Source organism: Streptomyces peucetius (assembly GCF_025854275.1).
GTDB classification, from domain to species: domain Bacteria; phylum Actinomycetota; class Actinomycetes; order Streptomycetales; family Streptomycetaceae; genus Streptomyces; species Streptomyces peucetius_A.
This window is the reverse complement of record NZ_CP107567.1, coordinates 4,248,030-4,264,219: the sequence shown is the minus strand read 5'-3', so window position 1 is coordinate 4,264,219 and position 16,190 is coordinate 4,248,030. Positions and strand designations below refer to the sequence as shown.

The following is a 16,190-nucleotide window of genomic DNA, read 5'->3' as shown; positions in this document are numbered from 1 at the left end:
GTCCGGACGCTAGCCCCCGCTACCCGGGTGTGACCAGCCTCGCCTCGTACGCGAACACCGCCGCCTGCGTCCGGTCGCGGAGACCGAGCTTCACCAGGACCCGGCTGACATGCGTCTTGATGGTCGACTCCGCAACCACCAGGTGCGAGGCGATCTCCGCGTTCGACAGGCCCTGCGCGATCAGGACCAGGACCTCCGTCTCGCGCTCCGTCAGATCGGCGACCTGCGTCATCGCGGCGGGGCGCGGGGTGTCGGAGAGCTTGGAGAACTCGGTGATCAGGCGGCGGGTGACCGTGGGCGCGAGCAGCGCCTCGCCGGCCGCGACCACCCGTACCCCGTCGGCGAGCTGCCGGGCGGAGGCGTCCTTCAGCAGGAACCCGGAGGCCCCCGCGCGCAGCGCCTGGTACACGTACTCGTCCAGGTCGAAGGTGGTGAGCACCAGCACCTTCGACTCGGCGTGCGCGGCGACGATCTCGCGGGTCGCCTCGATGCCGTTCAGCTCCGGCATGCGGATGTCCATCAGGACGACGTCGGGCGCGAGCTCGGCGACCTTGGTGACGGCCTCGCGGCCGTTGACCGCCTCGCCGATGACCTCGATGTCGGGCATGGCGTTCAGCAGGACGGAGAAACCCTCGCGGACCATTATCTGGTCGTCGACGATGAGGACCCGGATCGTCATGACGTCTCCTCGGCGGCGGCGGTGGGGGCGGCGACGGGGATGAACGCGGTGACCGCGTACCCGCCGTCCTCCGTCGGCTCGGCGGTCATGTCGCCGTTCAGCATCGTCACACGCTCCCGCATCCCCGTGATGCCGTGACCCGCGCCGGGCGACGGTTTGACCAGCCCCTGAGGTGCGGTGTTGACGATCCGCAGCCCCAGGCCGCCGAGCACGTACGAGATCTCGACCTTGGCGGCGGAGCCCGGCGCGTGGCGCAGCGCGTTGCTGAGCGCCTCCTGGATGATCCGGTACGCGGACAGCTCCACGCCCTGCGGCAGTTCACGCACCGCGCCGGTGATCGTCTTCTCGGTCTCGAGACCTGCCTCGCGGACGTTGGACAGCAGATGGTCGAGGTCGGCGAGGACCGGCTGCGGGGCGTCGGGCGCCTGGTAGTCCTCCGCGCGTACGACGCCGAGGATGCGGCGCAGCTCGGTCAGCGCGGCCACCGCGTTCTCCCGGATCGTGGCGAACGCCTTCTCCAGTTCCTCCGGCGGGTTCTCCACCCGGTAGGGCGCGGCCTCCGCCTGGATGGCGACGACCGACATGTGGTGGGCGACCACGTCGTGCAGTTCGCGTGCGATGGTCGTGCGCTCCTCCAGCAGGGTGCGCCGGTCGCGTTCGGTGGCGGTGACCGTCTGCTGGGCTGCGACCTCCTGCTTCGCCTCACGCCGGACCAGGATCATGCTCACCATGAGCAGCAGGACCGCGGAGGTGAACAGCATGGGCGCGGCGCCGGGGCCGTAGCCGCGGCTGATCACGGTGTCGGCGAACATCCCGTACGCCGCGGTGATCAGCCACATCCAGGCGGCCGTCCGGGGGCGGGTCCGCAGGGCCACGACGACCAGCACGGTCAGGTGGGACAGGAACCCGGCGGGCGCCCAGGGCCAGTCGTCCCAGGAGCCCAGCACCGCCACGAAGGGAGTGCTCGCGATCGACACCCACCAGGCGCCCACGGGCCTGACCAGGGTCATCGCGACCGCCACCGCGGGGACGAAGCCGCCGATGACGAAGGCGAGGCCGCCCTCGTCGTCGGCGTAGGCGAGCAGCAGGGTGCACAGGGCGAGGAACAGCACCACGGCGTGCGGCAGCCACACCGCGCCCCGGCGTATCCGCTCGCCCGGCAGCCGGCGGACCAGCGGCCCTTCGGCGCTCAGCGGCGGCAGCGGCCCGTAGGCGAACGCGTCGTGGAAGAGGTCCTGGCGGAGGCCGCTGAGTGCTCCTTGGGCCAGGTCGTATTCGGGGCTGCGGGTCTTCTGGGTCACGTAATGAAGGTAAGCGGGCGGCAGGGCCCCGGTCGTCAGCATCACTGCGGATCCTGGGGCCTCCGCCTTGAGTACTACCTGGTGGGGCCCGGGGTTTCAGTAGCCGGCGGGACACACCGGACCCGGCTCGTGGGCGAAGACCGCCGCCTGGCTCTCAGCTATGACGGGTACGGGCAGGGCCGCCTCCCGAGGAACGTGCCCGTACCCGTACCGGTACCGCGTCCCGTCCGCGTCAGGCCCGGAACGCGTCCGCGTGCTCCTCGGCCCACTCGGCGAAGGTCCGGGCCGGCCGGCCGGTGACCTTCTCCACGGTGTCGACGACGGTACGGCCGACGGGCGGGGTGTTGCCGTACGCCTCCAGCAGGAAGCCGATGACGTCCTCCGGCTGCCCCGCGGCCCTCCACTGCTCGACCGCCTGCTGCTCGCTCAGTTCGACGAGCCGGATCTTCCGGCCCCGGGCGGCGGACAGCGCGGCGACCTTGTCCTCAAGGGTCAGCACCTGCGGGCCCGTGATCACGTACTCCTGCCCGCCGTGCCCGTCCTCGGTCAGGGCGACGGCCGCGACGGCGCCGATGTCGGCCTCGTGCACCATGGCACTCAGCCGGCCCGCGAACGGCTCACGCACCTCGCCGTCGGCGCGGATCGCGTCCGCCCACTCGAGGGCGTTCGCCATGAACTCGACCGGCATCAGCACCGTCCAGGCGAGGTCGCTCTCGCGGACCGCGTCCTCGAGCTGGCTCGGGCCGCCGCCGTGCAGCACGGTGACACGTCGCACGCCGGCGGCCTTCGCCAGCGCGGTGATGCGCGGCCCCGTCTCCAGCGGGGCGAAATACGGACCACCGAAGGTGATCAGGTGCAGGCCGGTGACGCCCTCCAGGGCGGGGGCCAGGCTCTCGGCGTCGGTGAGGTCGCCCCGCACGACCTCGACGCCTTCGGGGAAGTCGGCCTTCGCGGGGTCGCGGGTCAGGGCGCGGACGGACTGTCCACGGCGCAGAAGCTCCGCCACCACCTGGCGGCCGACGGTTCCGGTTGCTCCGGTCACGAGATTCGTCATGGGAAGAACGTACGAAGCCTTGCGGTCAGCTTTTGTCCGCGATCCCCGGTCGTCACCAGGCGAGTTGGGCGATCTCCTCCGCGACCACCGCGCAGGCGTCAGCCGCCGGGTCGATCAGCGGGAAGTGCCCGACGTCCTCCAGCAGCGTCCACCCGACCGTCTCGCCCGCCTTCGCGGCAGCGTCGACGTACGCCTCCGCGACCGCCTGCGGCACGACGATGTCCGTACGGCCCTGCACCACGGCCGTGGCGATGCCCGTCGGCAGCAACGCGGCCGGGTCGGCGTGCGCGGCCCGCTCCTCGTACTGCGCCTCACCGCCCAGCAGTTGCCGCACCGCGCCGCCGCACACGCCGAGCTCCACCGCCACGCCGAAGTCCGCGACCGGCGCGAGCGCGACGACGCCGCGCAGCGGGGGCGGCGCGGCCAGCCGCCACGGCGAGCCGGCCGGCAGCACGTGCCGGGCGGCCGCCCACAGCGCGAGATGGCCGCCCGCGGAGTGCCCGGTCACCACGATCCGCCGCGGGTCCGCCTGCGGCAGCGCCTCGCGCACCAGGTCCGGCAGCGCGTCGAGCGCGGCGGCCACGTCGTCGAACGTCTCCGGCCACCGCCCGGCGACCGGGCCCGCCTCGCCGCGCTGCTGCGGGATGTCCCGGCCGCGCCGGTACTCGACGTTGGCGACGGCCAGGCCGCGGCGCGCCAGGAAGTCGGCGAACGGCGTCACATGCCGCCGGTCGTACGGCGCCCGCCACGCCCCGCCGTGCAGCACGACCACCAGCGGCACGGTGGCGTGCGCGCTTTGGGGCGCGTAGAAGTCGACGACCTGGTCGGGGTGCTCCCCGTACGCGGCGGATGCGTCCGGCGCGACGGCGGGATGCGACATCGCCGACGCTTCCTCGGCGGCGTCACGGGCGACGGGGTCCGGCATGCGCTGCTCCAACAGTCCCGCGGTGGTGGCCTGTTCCACCTGACCAGCGCGGACGCTACCAGCCCGGACCGCGAGGCGGCGGGCCCGGCCGTTCCGGGGCAAGCCCCGGACCCCGTACCGCGCTTCGCGCGGGCCCTCAATCGCCGGGCGGGCTGGATTCTCCAGCCTCGCCGGCGATTGAGGCGCGGGGGTCCGGGGACGGAGCCCCCGGTTCGGGAAGGGGCGGGGTGGGGAACGGCTCCGCGCAGCGGTCCGGGCCGGCCCGGCCCGGCCCGGACCCGCAGGGCTACAGCACGTCCGCCAGGACCCGCGCCGCGCGTTCCGTGTCCGCGAACCCCACGTACAGCGGCGTGAATCCGAACCGCAGCACGTCCGGCCGCCGCAGGTCCCCCACGACGCCCCGGGCGATGAGCTCCTCCATGACCCGCGGCGCGTCCCCGCACCGCAGGGCGACCTGGCTGCCGCGGGCGGCGTGGTCCGCCGGGGTCAGGGACGTGACCCGGCCCGCCGGGACGTACGCCTCGACGCACTCCAGGAAGAAGTCCGTCAGCGCCAGGCTCTTGGCCCGCACGGCCTCGATCGCGATCCCGTCCCAGACGTCCAGCGCCGCCTCGAGGGCGAGCATGGACAGGATGTCGGGCGTGCCGACCCGGCCGCGGGTCGACCCGGCGGCCGCCTCGTAGCCTGGTGTCATCGCGAACGGGTCGGCGTGCGACGTCCACCCGGGCAGGGGCGAGTCGAAGGACGCCTGATGCCGCTCGGCGACGTACAGGTACGCGGGCGAACCGGGCCCGCCGTTCAGGTACTTGTAGGTGCAGCCGACGGCGAGGTCGACGCCGTGCGCGTCGAGACCGACCGGCAGCGCGCCCGCGCTGTGGCACAGGTCCCAGACCGCGAGGGCGCCCGTGTCCTGGATCGCCGCCGTGAGACCGGGCAGGTCGTGGAGCCGGCCGGAGCGGTAGTCGACGTGGTTGAGGAGCACCACGGCCGTGGCCGGGCCGAGCGCCGACGCGAGGTCCGACGGGTCGACGGGCACGATCCGGTGACCGGTCATCCGGGCGGCGGAGGACGCGATGTACCCGTCGGTGGGGAACGTCGTCGCGTCGACCAGGATGTCCGTACGGGCAGGGTCGTCGACGAGCCGTACCGCACCGACGACGGCCTTGAAGACGTTGACGCTGGTGGAGTCGCCGACCACGATCTGCCCGGTCGCCGCGCCCACCAGGGGCGCTATCCGGTCGCCGATCCGCTCGGGCGCGGTCCACCAGTCGCCCTCGGTCCAGGAGCGGATGCGCAGCTGCCCCCACTGGCGGTTCACGACGTCGGCGACCCGCTCGGGGACGTGCGCGGGCAGCGCGCCGAGCGAGTTGCCGTCGAGGTAGACCGTGTCGTCGAGGGTGAACAGCTTTCGCGCACCGGCGAGTTCGTCTGCGGCGTCGAGCGCCGCGGCCTTCCGGGCCAGGGACTCAGACATGGCTGCGCGCCGTCCACAGCTCGGGGAAGACGTTCTTCCCGGCGCGCTTCTCGAGCCAGGCCACACCGGCGGAGCCGCCGGTGCCGACCTTGGAGCCCATGGCCCGCCGGGTCGCCACGAGGTGGTCGTTGCGCCATCGCCACACGAGCTCGCCGACGTCGGTGAGCGCCTCGCCGAGCCGTACGAGTTCGGTCTCCTGGTCGCCCGAGTACACCTCGGCCCAGACCTGCTCGACCGCCTCCGACGGTTCGTACTTCTGCGACAGGTCCCGCTCCAGCACCTCGGCCGGCACCGCGTACCCACGCCGTGCGAGGAGCCGCAGCACCTCGTCGTAGAGGCTCGGCTCGTGCAGCGCCTTCTCCAGCTCTGCGTGGACGCGCGCGGCGCCACGGTGCGGTACGAGCATGGACGCGGACTTGTCGCCGAGCAGGAACTCCATCCGCCGGTACATCGCGGACTGGAAGCCGGAGCCCTCGCCGAGGGCGTCACGGTAGGCGTTGAACTGCGCGGGCGTCAGGTTGGCGATCGGCTTCCACGAGGCGTTGAGCGCCTCCAGCTCGCGCAGTGACCGCTTCAGCGCGTCCATCGCAACGGGGATCCGGTCCTCGCGCAGGGCGCGTGCGGCGGTCTCCCACTCGTGGACGACGACGGTGAACCACAGCTCCATGACCTGGGTGGTGACCAGGAAGACCATCTCGCCGGGGTCGTCCGACCGCGGATGCTGGAGGTGGGTGAGGACGTCCGCCTGGACGTAGTCCTCGTACGGCGTGGTGCCCGCGAAGTCCAGATTCGGGGCGGCGTCATGTGACATCGCTGTCTCCTCGACGATCCGGGTAGCGGTCCGCCCCTTCCTGTTCCGGTGTGGGCCCCGGTCCCCACCGGCATCATAAACAGAAGTTCATGCGGGCGGACCGGTGAGATAGGTCCCCTCGTCGTCGTACGGCCAGGCGTTGGAGACGCATCCGTTCAGGCCCTTGATCTGCTGCATCATCACCGGCGCGGGCCGGCCGGGGCCCGGGCAGCCCAGGTGCTGCCGGATGCCGATCTCGTGACCGACCTCGTCGTTGATGATCAGATGACGGTACTCGGCGGGCGTCCCGGCGAAGGTGGGCGAGCCGAGCAGCCGGCGCTTCAGGTTCACCACGACATCCTCGACGGTCTCGCAGTTCAGTTCACCGCCGGTGTCGAGACCCACGGCGAGGCAGAGCTTGTCCGCGGTGGCGGGGGTCGCGATCCTGATCACGAAGTCGGCGTCCGACGAGACGAGCTGGAAGCGGCCCCGGCCGCCTGCGGCCAGCCGCGCGGGTGGGCGAGGATCTGCTGGATCTCGGCGGCGGCCTGCCGTGCGGAGACGTCGATGCCGTCCTCGACCTCGACCCGGTAGCGGCGCAGCGTGCCGCTACCGCCGGTCGCCTCGCCGCCGGCCTGCGCCACGGTGAACGTCCCGGGGCCGGAGGCGGGGACGACCGGCGTCCTGCTCTTCGACGGGGAGGGGGACGGTGACGGCTCGGGCTCGGGCTTCGGCTTCGCCGAGCTCCTGGGACTCTCCGACGGCGGCGGTGAGCCGCCCGCGTCGGCGGACGTCAGTGGCGAGACCTCGGGCTCGGGAGCGCCGGCCGCGGTCCCGGCGGGCGGGGCCCCGCGCCAGTGTGCGAGCGCGGCTCCCGCGCCCACGGACATGAGGGCAAGACAGATGCCCAGCAGGACTATCGGTCCGGTCGGACGGCGCCGACCCGTACTCCGACGGCTCCGTCTGCGGCTGCGTCCCTGGCGGGCGGCGGCACGCTGGCCCACGACAGACCTCTCCCCCTGTGTCCGGCCGGCGTTTGGGGGGAGAGGGTGTGTGGGGGCCTCTGCACCGGCTGTGAATGCGCGAAAGACGCGAAAGAGCAGTACGACGTGGGATCGTACCGGGCTGCTGACCTGCGCCCCCGGTCGTCCGGGCCGCGGGCCCCGGCCCTCGGCGACGGCACGGTTGCGGCACGGTGCCGCAGGGCCGCACCCCCGTTCACGGCGGGTGTCCCGGGCCCGGAGGCCCGGCTCACGGCCGGTGCAGCCGGCGGCACGCCGCCCCGGCGGGTGCAGGCCTGCACCTGCGGCATGCCACCCGGCGGGCGCAGGCCTGCACCTGCGCCCGCCGGGCCCGGCCCCACGGTCGGGTCAGCGCAGCGTCTCCGCCGCGGTCTCGGAGGAGTCGCGCAGGAAGGTCGTGCAGCGCTCGTGCTCCTCCTTCTCGCCGATCGCGCCCGCCGCGCGCGCCAGCGCGTTCAGCGCGCGCAGGAAGCCGCGGTTGGGCTCGTGCTCCCACGGCACCGGGCCGTGGCCCTTCCAGCCGTTGCGGCGCAGCGCGTCGAGGCCGCGGTGGTAGCCGGTGCGGGCGTAGGCGTACGACTCGACGACGCGGCCGTTCTCGAAGGCGTCGTCGGCGAGCTGCGCCCAGGCGAGCGAGCTGGTCGGGTACTGGGCGGCGACGTCGGCGGCGGCGGTGCCGCCGGCCAGCAGCTCGCGCGGGCCGGGCTCGTCGGGCAGGTGGGTCGGGGGCGGGCCCCCGAGCAGGTTCTCGTGGATCGACATGGTCCCCAGTCTCACAGGTCGGGAGAGGTTCCGGGGCCGCCGGCCCCACGCGTCTTCCCGGCGCCCGGCGGTTCCAGCGGCGGTGCCGCGACACCACAGTTGACCTTGCACTCGGGGTGGCAGACCGCGGCCTCCTCCGGCGGCACCCGTACCGTCCACCAGGCGATGAGCGCTCCGGCCACCAGCACCCCCGCACACATCGGGATCGCCCGCCGGAACGTCTCCCCGAACTCCGCCGCCGAGCGGTACGACTCCGGTCCCATGCCCGCCAGCAGGGGCAGCGCGGCCACCGCGATCAGGCCGGCCGCGCGGGCCGCCGCGTTGTTGATGCCGCTGGCGATGCCCGCCCGGCCGGTCTCCACGGACGCCAGCACGGTCGCGGTCAGCGGCGCCACGAGCGTGACCATGCCGAGGCCCATGACCAGCATCGCGGGCAGCACGTCGGTGACGTAGGAGGCGCCCTCGCCGATCCGCAGCGTCAGCATCGTCCCGGCCGCGCAGAGCAGCGGCCCGACCGTGAGCGGGATGCGGGGGCCGATGCGGTCGCCCAGTGCGCCGGAGCGCGCGGACAGCAGCAGCATCAGCACGGTGGTGGGCAGCAGCGCCGTGCCGGCGGCGAGGGCCGAGTAGTCGGCCACCACCTGGAGCTGGAGCACGATCAGGAAGAAGAACCCGCCGAACGCGGCGTACACGCAGAGCGTCACCACGTTCACGGCGGTGAACCGGCGTGACGCGAAGATCGACAGGGGCAGCATCGGCTCGGGCGTCCGCCGTTCCCGCAGGACGAAGGCCGCCCCCGTCACCACGCCCACGATCCCGGCCCACACGGCCTCGGCGATCAGCGCGTACGTCACGAGACCCAGTGCCACGGCGCACAGCAGCGCGCCGAGCACGTCGAAGCGGCCGGTGGCCCTGGCGTCGCGGGACTCCGGCACGTGCCGCAGCGCCACGGGCACGCACAGCACGGCGAGCGGCACATTGAGCAGGAACACCCACCGCCAGCCGGGGCCGTCGACGAGCCAGCCGCCGACGAACGGCCCGATCGCCGCGCCGACGCCGCCGAGCCCGGACCACAGGCCCACCGCGCGGGAACGGTCGTCCGGGTGGAAGCTCGCCTGGATCAGCGCCAGCGATCCCGGGGTGAGCAGGGCGCCGCCGATGCCCTGGAGCGCGCGGGCGGCGACGAGCACGCCTCCGTTCGGCGCGATCCCGCACAGCAGGGAGCCGACGGCGAACCAGACCACGCCGAGGACGAAGATCCGGCGGCGTCCGTAGCGGTCGCCGAGCGCCCCGCCGAGCAGGATCAGCGCCGCCAGCGTCAGCATGTACGCGTTGACCGTCCACTGGAGGACGGCCAGGTCGGCATCGAGGTCCGCGCCGATACGGGGCAGTGCGACGTTGACGACGGTCGAGTCGAGCAGCGCCATCCCGGAGCCGAGGACGGTCGTCAGCATCACCCAGCGGCCGGTGGCCGACGACAGTCTGATGTCCCCGGGGCGGGTGTCCATACCCGGGATCATCCCAGCCGTGGCCGGGTCAGACGAGTCGGCGAAGGGCCCGGATCAACGCGTCGGCCCCGCGTTCCGCCTTGCTGCGGGGGCAGCCGGCGTTCAGCCGGACGAACCCCTCGCAGCCGTATGTCGTGCCCGGCATGACGGCGACCTTCTCCCGGTGGACCAGCTCCCGCTGGAGGGCGGTGTCGTCGATGCGTGAGCCCACGCCGAGCGGCCTCAGGTCGATCCAGGCGAGGTAGCCGGCCTGCGGCGGCTCCCAGCCGAGCTGCGGGAACGCCGCATCGAGCCGGTCGGCGAGCATCCCCAGGTTGCCGGCCACATAGGTCTTGAGCGCGTCCAGCCACGGCCCGCCCTCGCGGTATGCGGCGATGTGGGCGGTCAGTGACAGCACGGCGGGAGAGGCCAGCCCCTCCCCGGTCTGCATCCGGCGCAGGAACTGGGCGTGGTCGTCGGCGTCGCCGATGATGCCGTACGAGCCGGTCAGCGCGGGGAAGTTGAACGCCTTGGTGCCGGAGGTGATCAGCGCCCAGCGGCCGGTGCCGTAGCGCGTCCAGGGCAGGTGCACGCCGTCGCCGTGCACGAAGTCGGCGTGGATCTCGTCGCTGACGACGGCGACGCCGTAGCGCGCGGCCAGCTCGGCGGTCCTCGTCAGCTCCTCGTGGGTCCACACCCGTCCGGTGGGGTTGTGCGGGGAGCAGAGCACCAGGACCTTGCTGTCGGGCCTGGCGAGCTGCCGTTCCAGCGCCTCGTCGTCCCCGACGGGCACCACGCGCAGCTCACGCCCGAGGCCGGTGATCGCCTTGATGAAACCGTCGTACGTGGGGGCGTGGACGACCACGCCCTCGCCCGGCCCGGTCCACATCCGCAGCAGCTGGGAGAGCTGGCCCAGCACGGAGGGCGCGTAGACGACGCGGTCGGTGTCGACGGCGGTGCCGTACCGCAGAGCGAACCAGTCGCGGATCGCCGAGAGGAAGTCCTCGTGCCGCCAGTCCGTGTAGCCGAGGACACCGTGCGCGATCCGGTCCCTGAGCGCGTCCAGGACCGCGGGCGGGGACGGGAAGTCCATGTCGGAGATGGTGAAGGGCAGCAGTCCGTCGACGCCGAACCGGTCGGCGACCCCGTCCCACTGCACGCACCAGGTGCCTCGCCGGTCGACGACGGCATCGAAGTCGAAGGTCATGTCGGTCCCTCCCCGGAGCGGATACACCACGGGCCCGGCGCCCCGCGAAGGGGTGCCGGGCCCGTGGTGACGGCAGATGCCTACTTGATCCTGGTGCCGGTGGAGCGGAGGGCCGCGCAGGCCTCGGCGACACGGGTGGCCATGCCGGCCTCGGCCAGCTTGCCCCAGGTGCGCGGGTCGTAGGTCTTCTTGGAGCCGACCTCGCCGTCGACCTTCAGGACACCGTCGTAGTTCTTGAACATGTGGTCCGCGACGGGGCGGGTGAACGCGTACTGAGTGTCGGTGTCGAGGTTCATCTTCACGACGCCGTTCTCCAGCGCGGTGGAGATCTCCTCGGCGGTCGAGCCGGAGCCGCCGTGGAAGACGAAGTCGAACGGGTCCGCCTTGCCGTACTTGGCGGCGACACCGGCCTGGAGGTCCTTCAGCAGCTCGGGGCGGAGCACGACGTTGCCCGGCTTGTAGACGCCGTGCACGTTGCCGAAGGAGGCGGCCAGCAGGTAGCGGCCCTTCTCGCCCAGGCCGAGGGCCTCGGCGGTGCGCAGCGCGTCGTCGACGGTGGTGTACAGCTCGTCGTTGATCTCGTGGGAGACGCCGTCCTCCTCGCCGCCGGTCGGGGTGATCTCGACCTCGAGGATGATCTTGGCGGCGGCGGCCTGGGCCAGCAGCTCCTGGCCGATGGTCAGGTTGTCGGCGAGGGTCTCGGCCGAACCGTCCCACATGTGGGACTGGAACAGCGGGTTGCGGCCGGCCTTCACGCGCTCGGCGGAGATGTCGAGCAGCGGACGTACGTAGCCGTCCAGCTTGTCCTTCGGGCAGTGGTCCGTGTGCAGGGCGACGGTGATGTCGTACTTGGCCGCGACGATGTGCGCGAACTCGGCCAGGGCGACGGCGCCGGTGACCATGTCCTTGCTGTGCTGGCCACCCAGGAACTCGGCACCGCCGGTGGAAATCTGGATGATGCCGTCGCTCTCGGCCTCCGCGAAGCCACGCAGTGCAGCGTGCAGGGTCTGGGACGAGGTCACGTTGATGGCCGGGTAGGCAAACTTGCCTGCCTTCGCCCGGTCGAGCATCTCGGCGTAGACCTCGGGAGTCGCGATGGGCATATGTCCGCTCCTTGTGATGTGCGGGTATGTGGTGCTGGGCCCTGACCTTGGGCGACGTCATCGTCGCGGCCTATCTTTCCAGACTCCCGTCCCGGCACCAGCATGCCTGTGCTGCCTGTATGCGACAAGGGCGCGCTGTTTCACGTGAAACAGCGCGCCCCTCGACGTACCCCCAGGTCAGGCCATGATCAGGCCAGACCGAGATCCTCGAGCGAGTAGGCGTTGACGTACGGAAGGCCCGCCTCCGCGATCTTGGGGGCGGCACCGCGCTCCACGATGACGGCGACGGCGACGACCTCGCCGCCGGCCTCCCTGACCGCCTCGACGGCGGTCAGCGGGGAGCCGCCGGTGGTGGACACGTCCTCGACCACGAGGCAGCGCCGGCCCTTGACGTCCGTGCCCTCGATCCGGCGCTGCATGCCGTGCGCCTTGCCGGCCTTGCGGACGACATACGCGTCCAGCCGCTCACCACGGGCGGCCGAGGCGTGCAGCATCGCCGTCGCCACCGGGTCGGCGCCCAGCGTCAGCCCGCCCACGCAGTCGTAGTCGAGGTCGGCGGTGGCGTCGAGCATCACCTGACCGACCATCGGCGCGGCCTCGCCGTCCAGCGTGATCCGGCGCAGGTCGATGTACCAGTCGGCCTCGATGCCCGAGGAGAGGGTCACCTTGCCGTGCACCACGGCCTTGTCCTTGATCTGCTGAAGCAGCTCAGCACGTACGTCAGTCATGCCCAAGAGCTTAAAGCCGCCGCAGCGCTCACAGCCGCCGCCAGCTCCAGGTCGTCGTGATCTCCAGCGGCTCGATCGGGGTGACGAACCAGGGATCGGTGTTGAGGCCGTTCGGCGGCCCCGACTGGGGCTCCACACAGACGGTCTCCGGCTGCTCGTCGTAGACCACGACCCACTCCGCCGGGCTCTTGACCGTCAGCTCCAGCTCATCCGGCCAGGTCAGCGTCACATCGACCCCGTCGGGCATACCGAAGCAGTCGTCCCAGGGCCCGGGAAGCGGGGTGATGCGCTTGCCGGTCGGCAGGTGGTCCGCACCGCGCTCCTCCTGCCACTTCGGGGTGAAGCCGATCCGCACGTCCTGGCCGCCGCTCCCGAGGTTGCGCAGGAACCAGGGGTGCCAGCCGGCCTGCGCCGGGAACGACGTCCCGTACGTCTCCACACCCATCCGGATGGTCAGCGAGTCGCCGGACAGCGCGAACGTCTGCGTGACACGCCCGCTGTACGGCCACGGGTCCGCCAGGTCGTAGTAGAAGTCCGCCTCGCTGTCCCCGGCCCGCGCGGTACGCCAGGCGGCGTCCCGGCCGGTGCCGTGAATGGCGTGCGGCGGCGCGTTGAGCGGCAGCCGGTGGTGCACACCGCCGTTGCTGAACTCACCGTCCCGCGTGCGGCCGCACCACGGCACCATCGGGAACGAGCCGTACCGCTCGCCCTGGCGCAGCAGCTCGGTGCCTGCGATGCGCAGTCCCTCGATGCGGCAGCCGATCGCAGGATTCACGGTCAACTCGACGTCACCGGCGGCCAGCCGGATGCTCTTTTCGCTACTCACACCCCGACATTACGGCGTGTCACCTACGGCGGCGCAGTGCCCTGCCGACCACGACCGCCGATGCCAGGGCGAGAGCCGCCGCCGGCGCGAGCCACCGCAGAGTCGCACCGGCGGAGCCGGCGTCGGGCGCGGGGGTCGGCGCGTAACGCCCGCGCGGCGGGGCGTGATCGACCTCCTCGGCGCTCCGGCCGATCATGGTGCGCCGCGCGTGGGCGGCCTCAGCGGGCGCGGCGTCGGGCAGGCCGGAGAGGTCGTCGAGATCCTCGATGCCGTCGATGTCCTCCACTGCGTCCAGATCGTCCAGGTCGTCGAACTGGTCGTCGGCGTCGGGACCGAGCGAGGGCAGAGGCACGGGCGTCTCGAAGACGGACGCCCCGGCGGCGTCGGACTCCGAGACGGCGTCGGACTCGGAGACGGCGTCGGGCTCGGAGACGGCCGCCGCATCGTCCGTGTCCTCCGTGCCCCCAGTACCCTCCGCGGCGCGTTCGGCCGGCTGCGCCCGGTCGTCGGCGGCGCCGTCCGCACCCGCCTCCGCGCCCTCACCTTCGCCCTTGTCCTTACCGGCCGCCGCGTCCTGCGGGCCGCTCCCGTCCTTTGGCGCTCCGTCGTCGGCGGCACTCGCCTGCGCGGCCGCGGCCGGACCCGCCTCCCCCGCGCCTTCGGCGTGCCGCGCGGGCCGGGGCTCCTCGAAGGCGGCCGCGGCCAGGGCCTCCGCGAAACGATCGAGCAGCCGGTGGGCGGCCGAAATCTTCGCGCCGGCTGCGAGCTCTGCCAGCCGGCCCTCCGCGTGCGACGAACCGGAGAACGTCACCGTCGTTCCGCCGTCGGTCGGCGCCGGACGGATCGTCAGCGTCAGCTTCACGGAGCCGCCGCCGCGGGCCTCCGTCCCCTCGCCCTCCACCGCGAAGGCGCCTCCGCGCTCGTCACCCTGCTCCGTGACACGCAGGGCACCGCGGTAGGTGATGGTGTGGCCGGCGACTCTGACCTTGAGCCGTCCGGCGAGGGGGCCGGCCGACTCGTCCGCGTCCTGTTGGAGCCCAGGAACGCAGCGGGCGACCCGGGCGGGGTCCCTCAGCGCCTGTCGGAGGGTCTCAGCCGGTACCGGAACGAACACCTCATGCTCCATGGGAGCCGAGCCTACTCAGCACGGCCCGCCGCGTCTGCCTTTCGACGCGTGCCCGTCGCGCGCGCGGCCCGTCAGGGCGTGTAACGGGGGTGGACCAGTGTCGACGGTGGCAGGTCCGGGAGCCGGGTGCGTTCGGCGGCGGACGCTTCCTGGGCGAGCGTGTCCTGCGTCTCCGAGCGCAGTGGCGGCGCGTCCGGGCCGATGCCGAGCCGCGGTGTGCGGCCCTCGGCGGCGAGCAGCAACCCCCAGTCGGTGGTCCCGCGGTCGGTGGCCCGGAACCGCTCGGGTCCGCTCGCCGCCCCCGGCTCGGCGCACCGCACGCGGTACGCGGCCGTACCGAACCCGGCGGCGCGCAGTGTCGCGTCGACCGTCCAGTACGTACGCGGCCGTGCCGTCGGCCCGGCGTGGACCACGAGCCGCCCGCCGTCCGCCAGCGCGCGCCGGGCGAGGCCGTAGAACTCCAGGGAGTAGAGCTTGGTGCTCGCGGTGATGCCCGGGTCGGGCAGGTCGGAGACGATCACGTCGTACTTCTCGTGGTGCTGACGCAGCCACGCGAAGGCGTCCGCCGTGACGACCCGGACCCGCGGGTCGTGGTACGCATGGTCGTTCAGCGCGGTGAGGCCCGGGTCGCTGCGCGCCAGCCGGATCACCTCGGGATCGAGTTCCACGACCGTCAGGGCACGGACGTCCGGGTGGCGCAGCACCTCGCGTGCCGCCAGACCGTCGCCGCCGCCCAGGATCAGGACACGTTCGTGGGGCCCGTGCATGGCGGGATGGACGAGTGCTTCGTGGTAGCGGTGTTCGTCGTGTCCCCGGACCTTGAGCCGCCCGTTCAGGAAGAGGTCCGGCGGCGTGGAGGGTGCTCCGGTGAGCACGACCTCCTGGACGCCGGTGCGCACGGCGACCCGCACCTCGGGCCCGTACACCGCCCGGCGTGCGGCCTCCTCGAAGTCGTCGACCATGACGGTGGCGCCCGCGAGCAGCGCCAGTACCAGCGCGTTGACCATGAGCAGCCGGGCCCGCCAGCGGGGTGTCAGGTCAGCCCGGAACAGCCACAGCACCAGCGTCCCGCCGGCCACTGCGTTGACCGCGCCGGTCCCCAGCGCGCCCGTGAGCTCGCCGAGCCACGGCAGCAGCAGGAAGGGGAACGCCAGCCCGCCGACGAGCGCCCCCACGTAGTCCGCGGCGAACAGGTCGGCGACCGTGCCGTCCGCGTCCCGTCGTGAGATGCGCTGGATCAGCGACATCAGCAGCGGTATCTCCGCTCCGATCAGCACCCCGATGGTCAAACTGAAGACCACCAGGGCGACCACGGAGTCGCCGAACCAGGCGAACGACGCGTACAGCGCCATGGCCGACAGGCCACCGACCAGCGCCAGCGCCGCTTCGAGCAGCCCGAAGCCGACGGCCGCACGGCAGCGCAGCCGCTTGGCGAGGAGCGATCCGACACCCATCGCGAAGACCATCAACGACAGGACGACGGACGCCTGGGTGACCGAGTCCCCGAGCAGATACGTGGCGAGGGCGACGAGTTCGAGCTCGTAGACCAGGCCGCAGGCGGCGCAGACGAAGACGGTGACCAGCACGAGACGGCGGCCGGCCTCGGGGCGCACGGGCAGCAGCACCATGCCCTGGGGCGGCGAGGTCTGCTGCCGGTCCATCACGTCGGACACGGTACGTCACAGGCCGCGCACCGATTGCCACCA

General features: G+C 72.7%; 16 protein-coding genes. All 16 read right to left on the bottom strand.

Annotated elements, in window-relative coordinates; translation table 11 throughout:
• Positions 1-19: 19 nt before the first annotated feature.
• The 16 genes from OGH68_RS19670 to OGH68_RS19600 all read right to left on the bottom strand — a co-directional run bounded on the left by OGH68_RS19670 (position 20) and on the right by OGH68_RS19600 (position 16,145).
• On the bottom strand, positions 20-679 hold the full coding sequence (locus tag OGH68_RS19670) for a response regulator (RefSeq protein ID WP_264245761.1): 660 nt from the start codon (positions 677-679) through the stop codon (positions 20-22).
• Positions 676-2,022, bottom strand: coding sequence for a sensor histidine kinase (locus tag OGH68_RS19665; protein ID WP_264245760.1), 1,347 nt, complete (start codon positions 2,020-2,022; stop codon positions 676-678). The genes OGH68_RS19670 and OGH68_RS19665 overlap by 4 nt, the downstream gene beginning before the upstream one ends.
• A gap of 190 nt (positions 2,023-2,212) precedes the next feature.
• Positions 2,213-3,034 carry an NAD(P)H-binding protein gene (locus tag OGH68_RS19660; protein WP_264245758.1) on the bottom strand — a complete coding sequence of 274 codons (822 nt, stop codon included), beginning with the start codon at positions 3,032-3,034 and terminating at the stop codon, positions 2,213-2,215.
• A 52-nt stretch (positions 3,035-3,086) separates the two neighbouring features.
• Positions 3,087-3,959, bottom strand: a complete 873-nt coding sequence (locus tag OGH68_RS19655) for an alpha/beta hydrolase (RefSeq protein ID WP_264250174.1) — start codon at positions 3,957-3,959, stop codon at positions 3,087-3,089.
• A gap of 286 nt (positions 3,960-4,245) precedes the next feature.
• Positions 4,246-5,433, bottom strand: coding sequence for a kynureninase (gene kynU / locus OGH68_RS19650; RefSeq protein WP_264245757.1), 1,188 nt, complete (start codon positions 5,431-5,433; stop codon positions 4,246-4,248).
• The gene (locus OGH68_RS19645; RefSeq protein ID WP_264245756.1) at positions 5,426-6,244 is read right to left on the bottom strand and encodes a tryptophan 2,3-dioxygenase family protein; all 819 of its coding nucleotides are present in this window, start codon (positions 6,242-6,244) and stop codon (positions 5,426-5,428) included. The genes kynU and OGH68_RS19645 overlap by 8 nt, the downstream gene beginning before the upstream one ends.
• 87 nt (positions 6,245-6,331) lie before the next feature.
• The gene (locus OGH68_RS36185; RefSeq protein WP_319020225.1) at positions 6,332-6,676 is read right to left on the bottom strand and encodes a DUF3152 domain-containing protein; all 345 of its coding nucleotides are present in this window, start codon (positions 6,674-6,676) and stop codon (positions 6,332-6,334) included.
• Positions 6,673-7,113, bottom strand: a complete 441-nt coding sequence (locus OGH68_RS36180) for a hypothetical protein (protein WP_319020224.1) — start codon at positions 7,111-7,113, stop codon at positions 6,673-6,675. Before OGH68_RS36180 ends, OGH68_RS36185 begins: the two co-directional genes overlap by 4 nt.
• 480 nt (positions 7,114-7,593) lie before the next feature.
• Entirely contained in the window at positions 7,594-8,007 is a 414-nt protein-coding gene (locus OGH68_RS19635; protein ID WP_264245754.1) for a DUF3151 domain-containing protein, read from the bottom strand.
• A gap of 11 nt (positions 8,008-8,018) precedes the next feature.
• A complete protein-coding gene (locus OGH68_RS19630; RefSeq protein WP_264245753.1) occupies positions 8,019-9,515 on the bottom strand; it encodes an MFS transporter in 1,497 nt (498 codons plus the stop codon).
• A 28-nt stretch (positions 9,516-9,543) separates the two neighbouring features.
• Positions 9,544-10,701, bottom strand: a complete 1,158-nt coding sequence (locus OGH68_RS19625) for a MalY/PatB family protein (RefSeq protein ID WP_264245752.1) — start codon at positions 10,699-10,701, stop codon at positions 9,544-9,546.
• An 80-nt stretch (positions 10,702-10,781) separates the two neighbouring features.
• The gene (fbaA, locus tag OGH68_RS19620; protein WP_264245751.1) at positions 10,782-11,804 is read right to left on the bottom strand and encodes a class II fructose-bisphosphate aldolase; all 1,023 of its coding nucleotides are present in this window, start codon (positions 11,802-11,804) and stop codon (positions 10,782-10,784) included.
• Positions 11,805-11,992: 188 nt separating this feature from the next.
• On the bottom strand, positions 11,993-12,532 hold the full coding sequence (gene pyrE, locus OGH68_RS19615) for an orotate phosphoribosyltransferase (protein WP_264245750.1): 540 nt from the start codon (positions 12,530-12,532) through the stop codon (positions 11,993-11,995).
• 28 nt (positions 12,533-12,560) lie between these two features.
• Positions 12,561-13,358 carry an aldose 1-epimerase gene (locus OGH68_RS19610; protein ID WP_264245749.1) on the bottom strand — a complete coding sequence of 266 codons (798 nt, stop codon included), beginning with the start codon at positions 13,356-13,358 and terminating at the stop codon, positions 12,561-12,563.
• 19 nt (positions 13,359-13,377) lie between these two features.
• Complete coding sequence (locus OGH68_RS19605) at positions 13,378-14,484, bottom strand: SRPBCC family protein (RefSeq protein WP_264245748.1); 1,107 nt, start codon at positions 14,482-14,484, stop codon at positions 13,378-13,380.
• 71 nt (positions 14,485-14,555) lie between these two features.
• Positions 14,556-16,145 carry a polyamine aminopropyltransferase gene (locus OGH68_RS19600; RefSeq protein ID WP_264250172.1) on the bottom strand — a complete coding sequence of 530 codons (1,590 nt, stop codon included), beginning with the start codon at positions 16,143-16,145 and terminating at the stop codon, positions 14,556-14,558.
• Between the last annotated feature and the right edge of the window lie 45 nt (positions 16,146-16,190).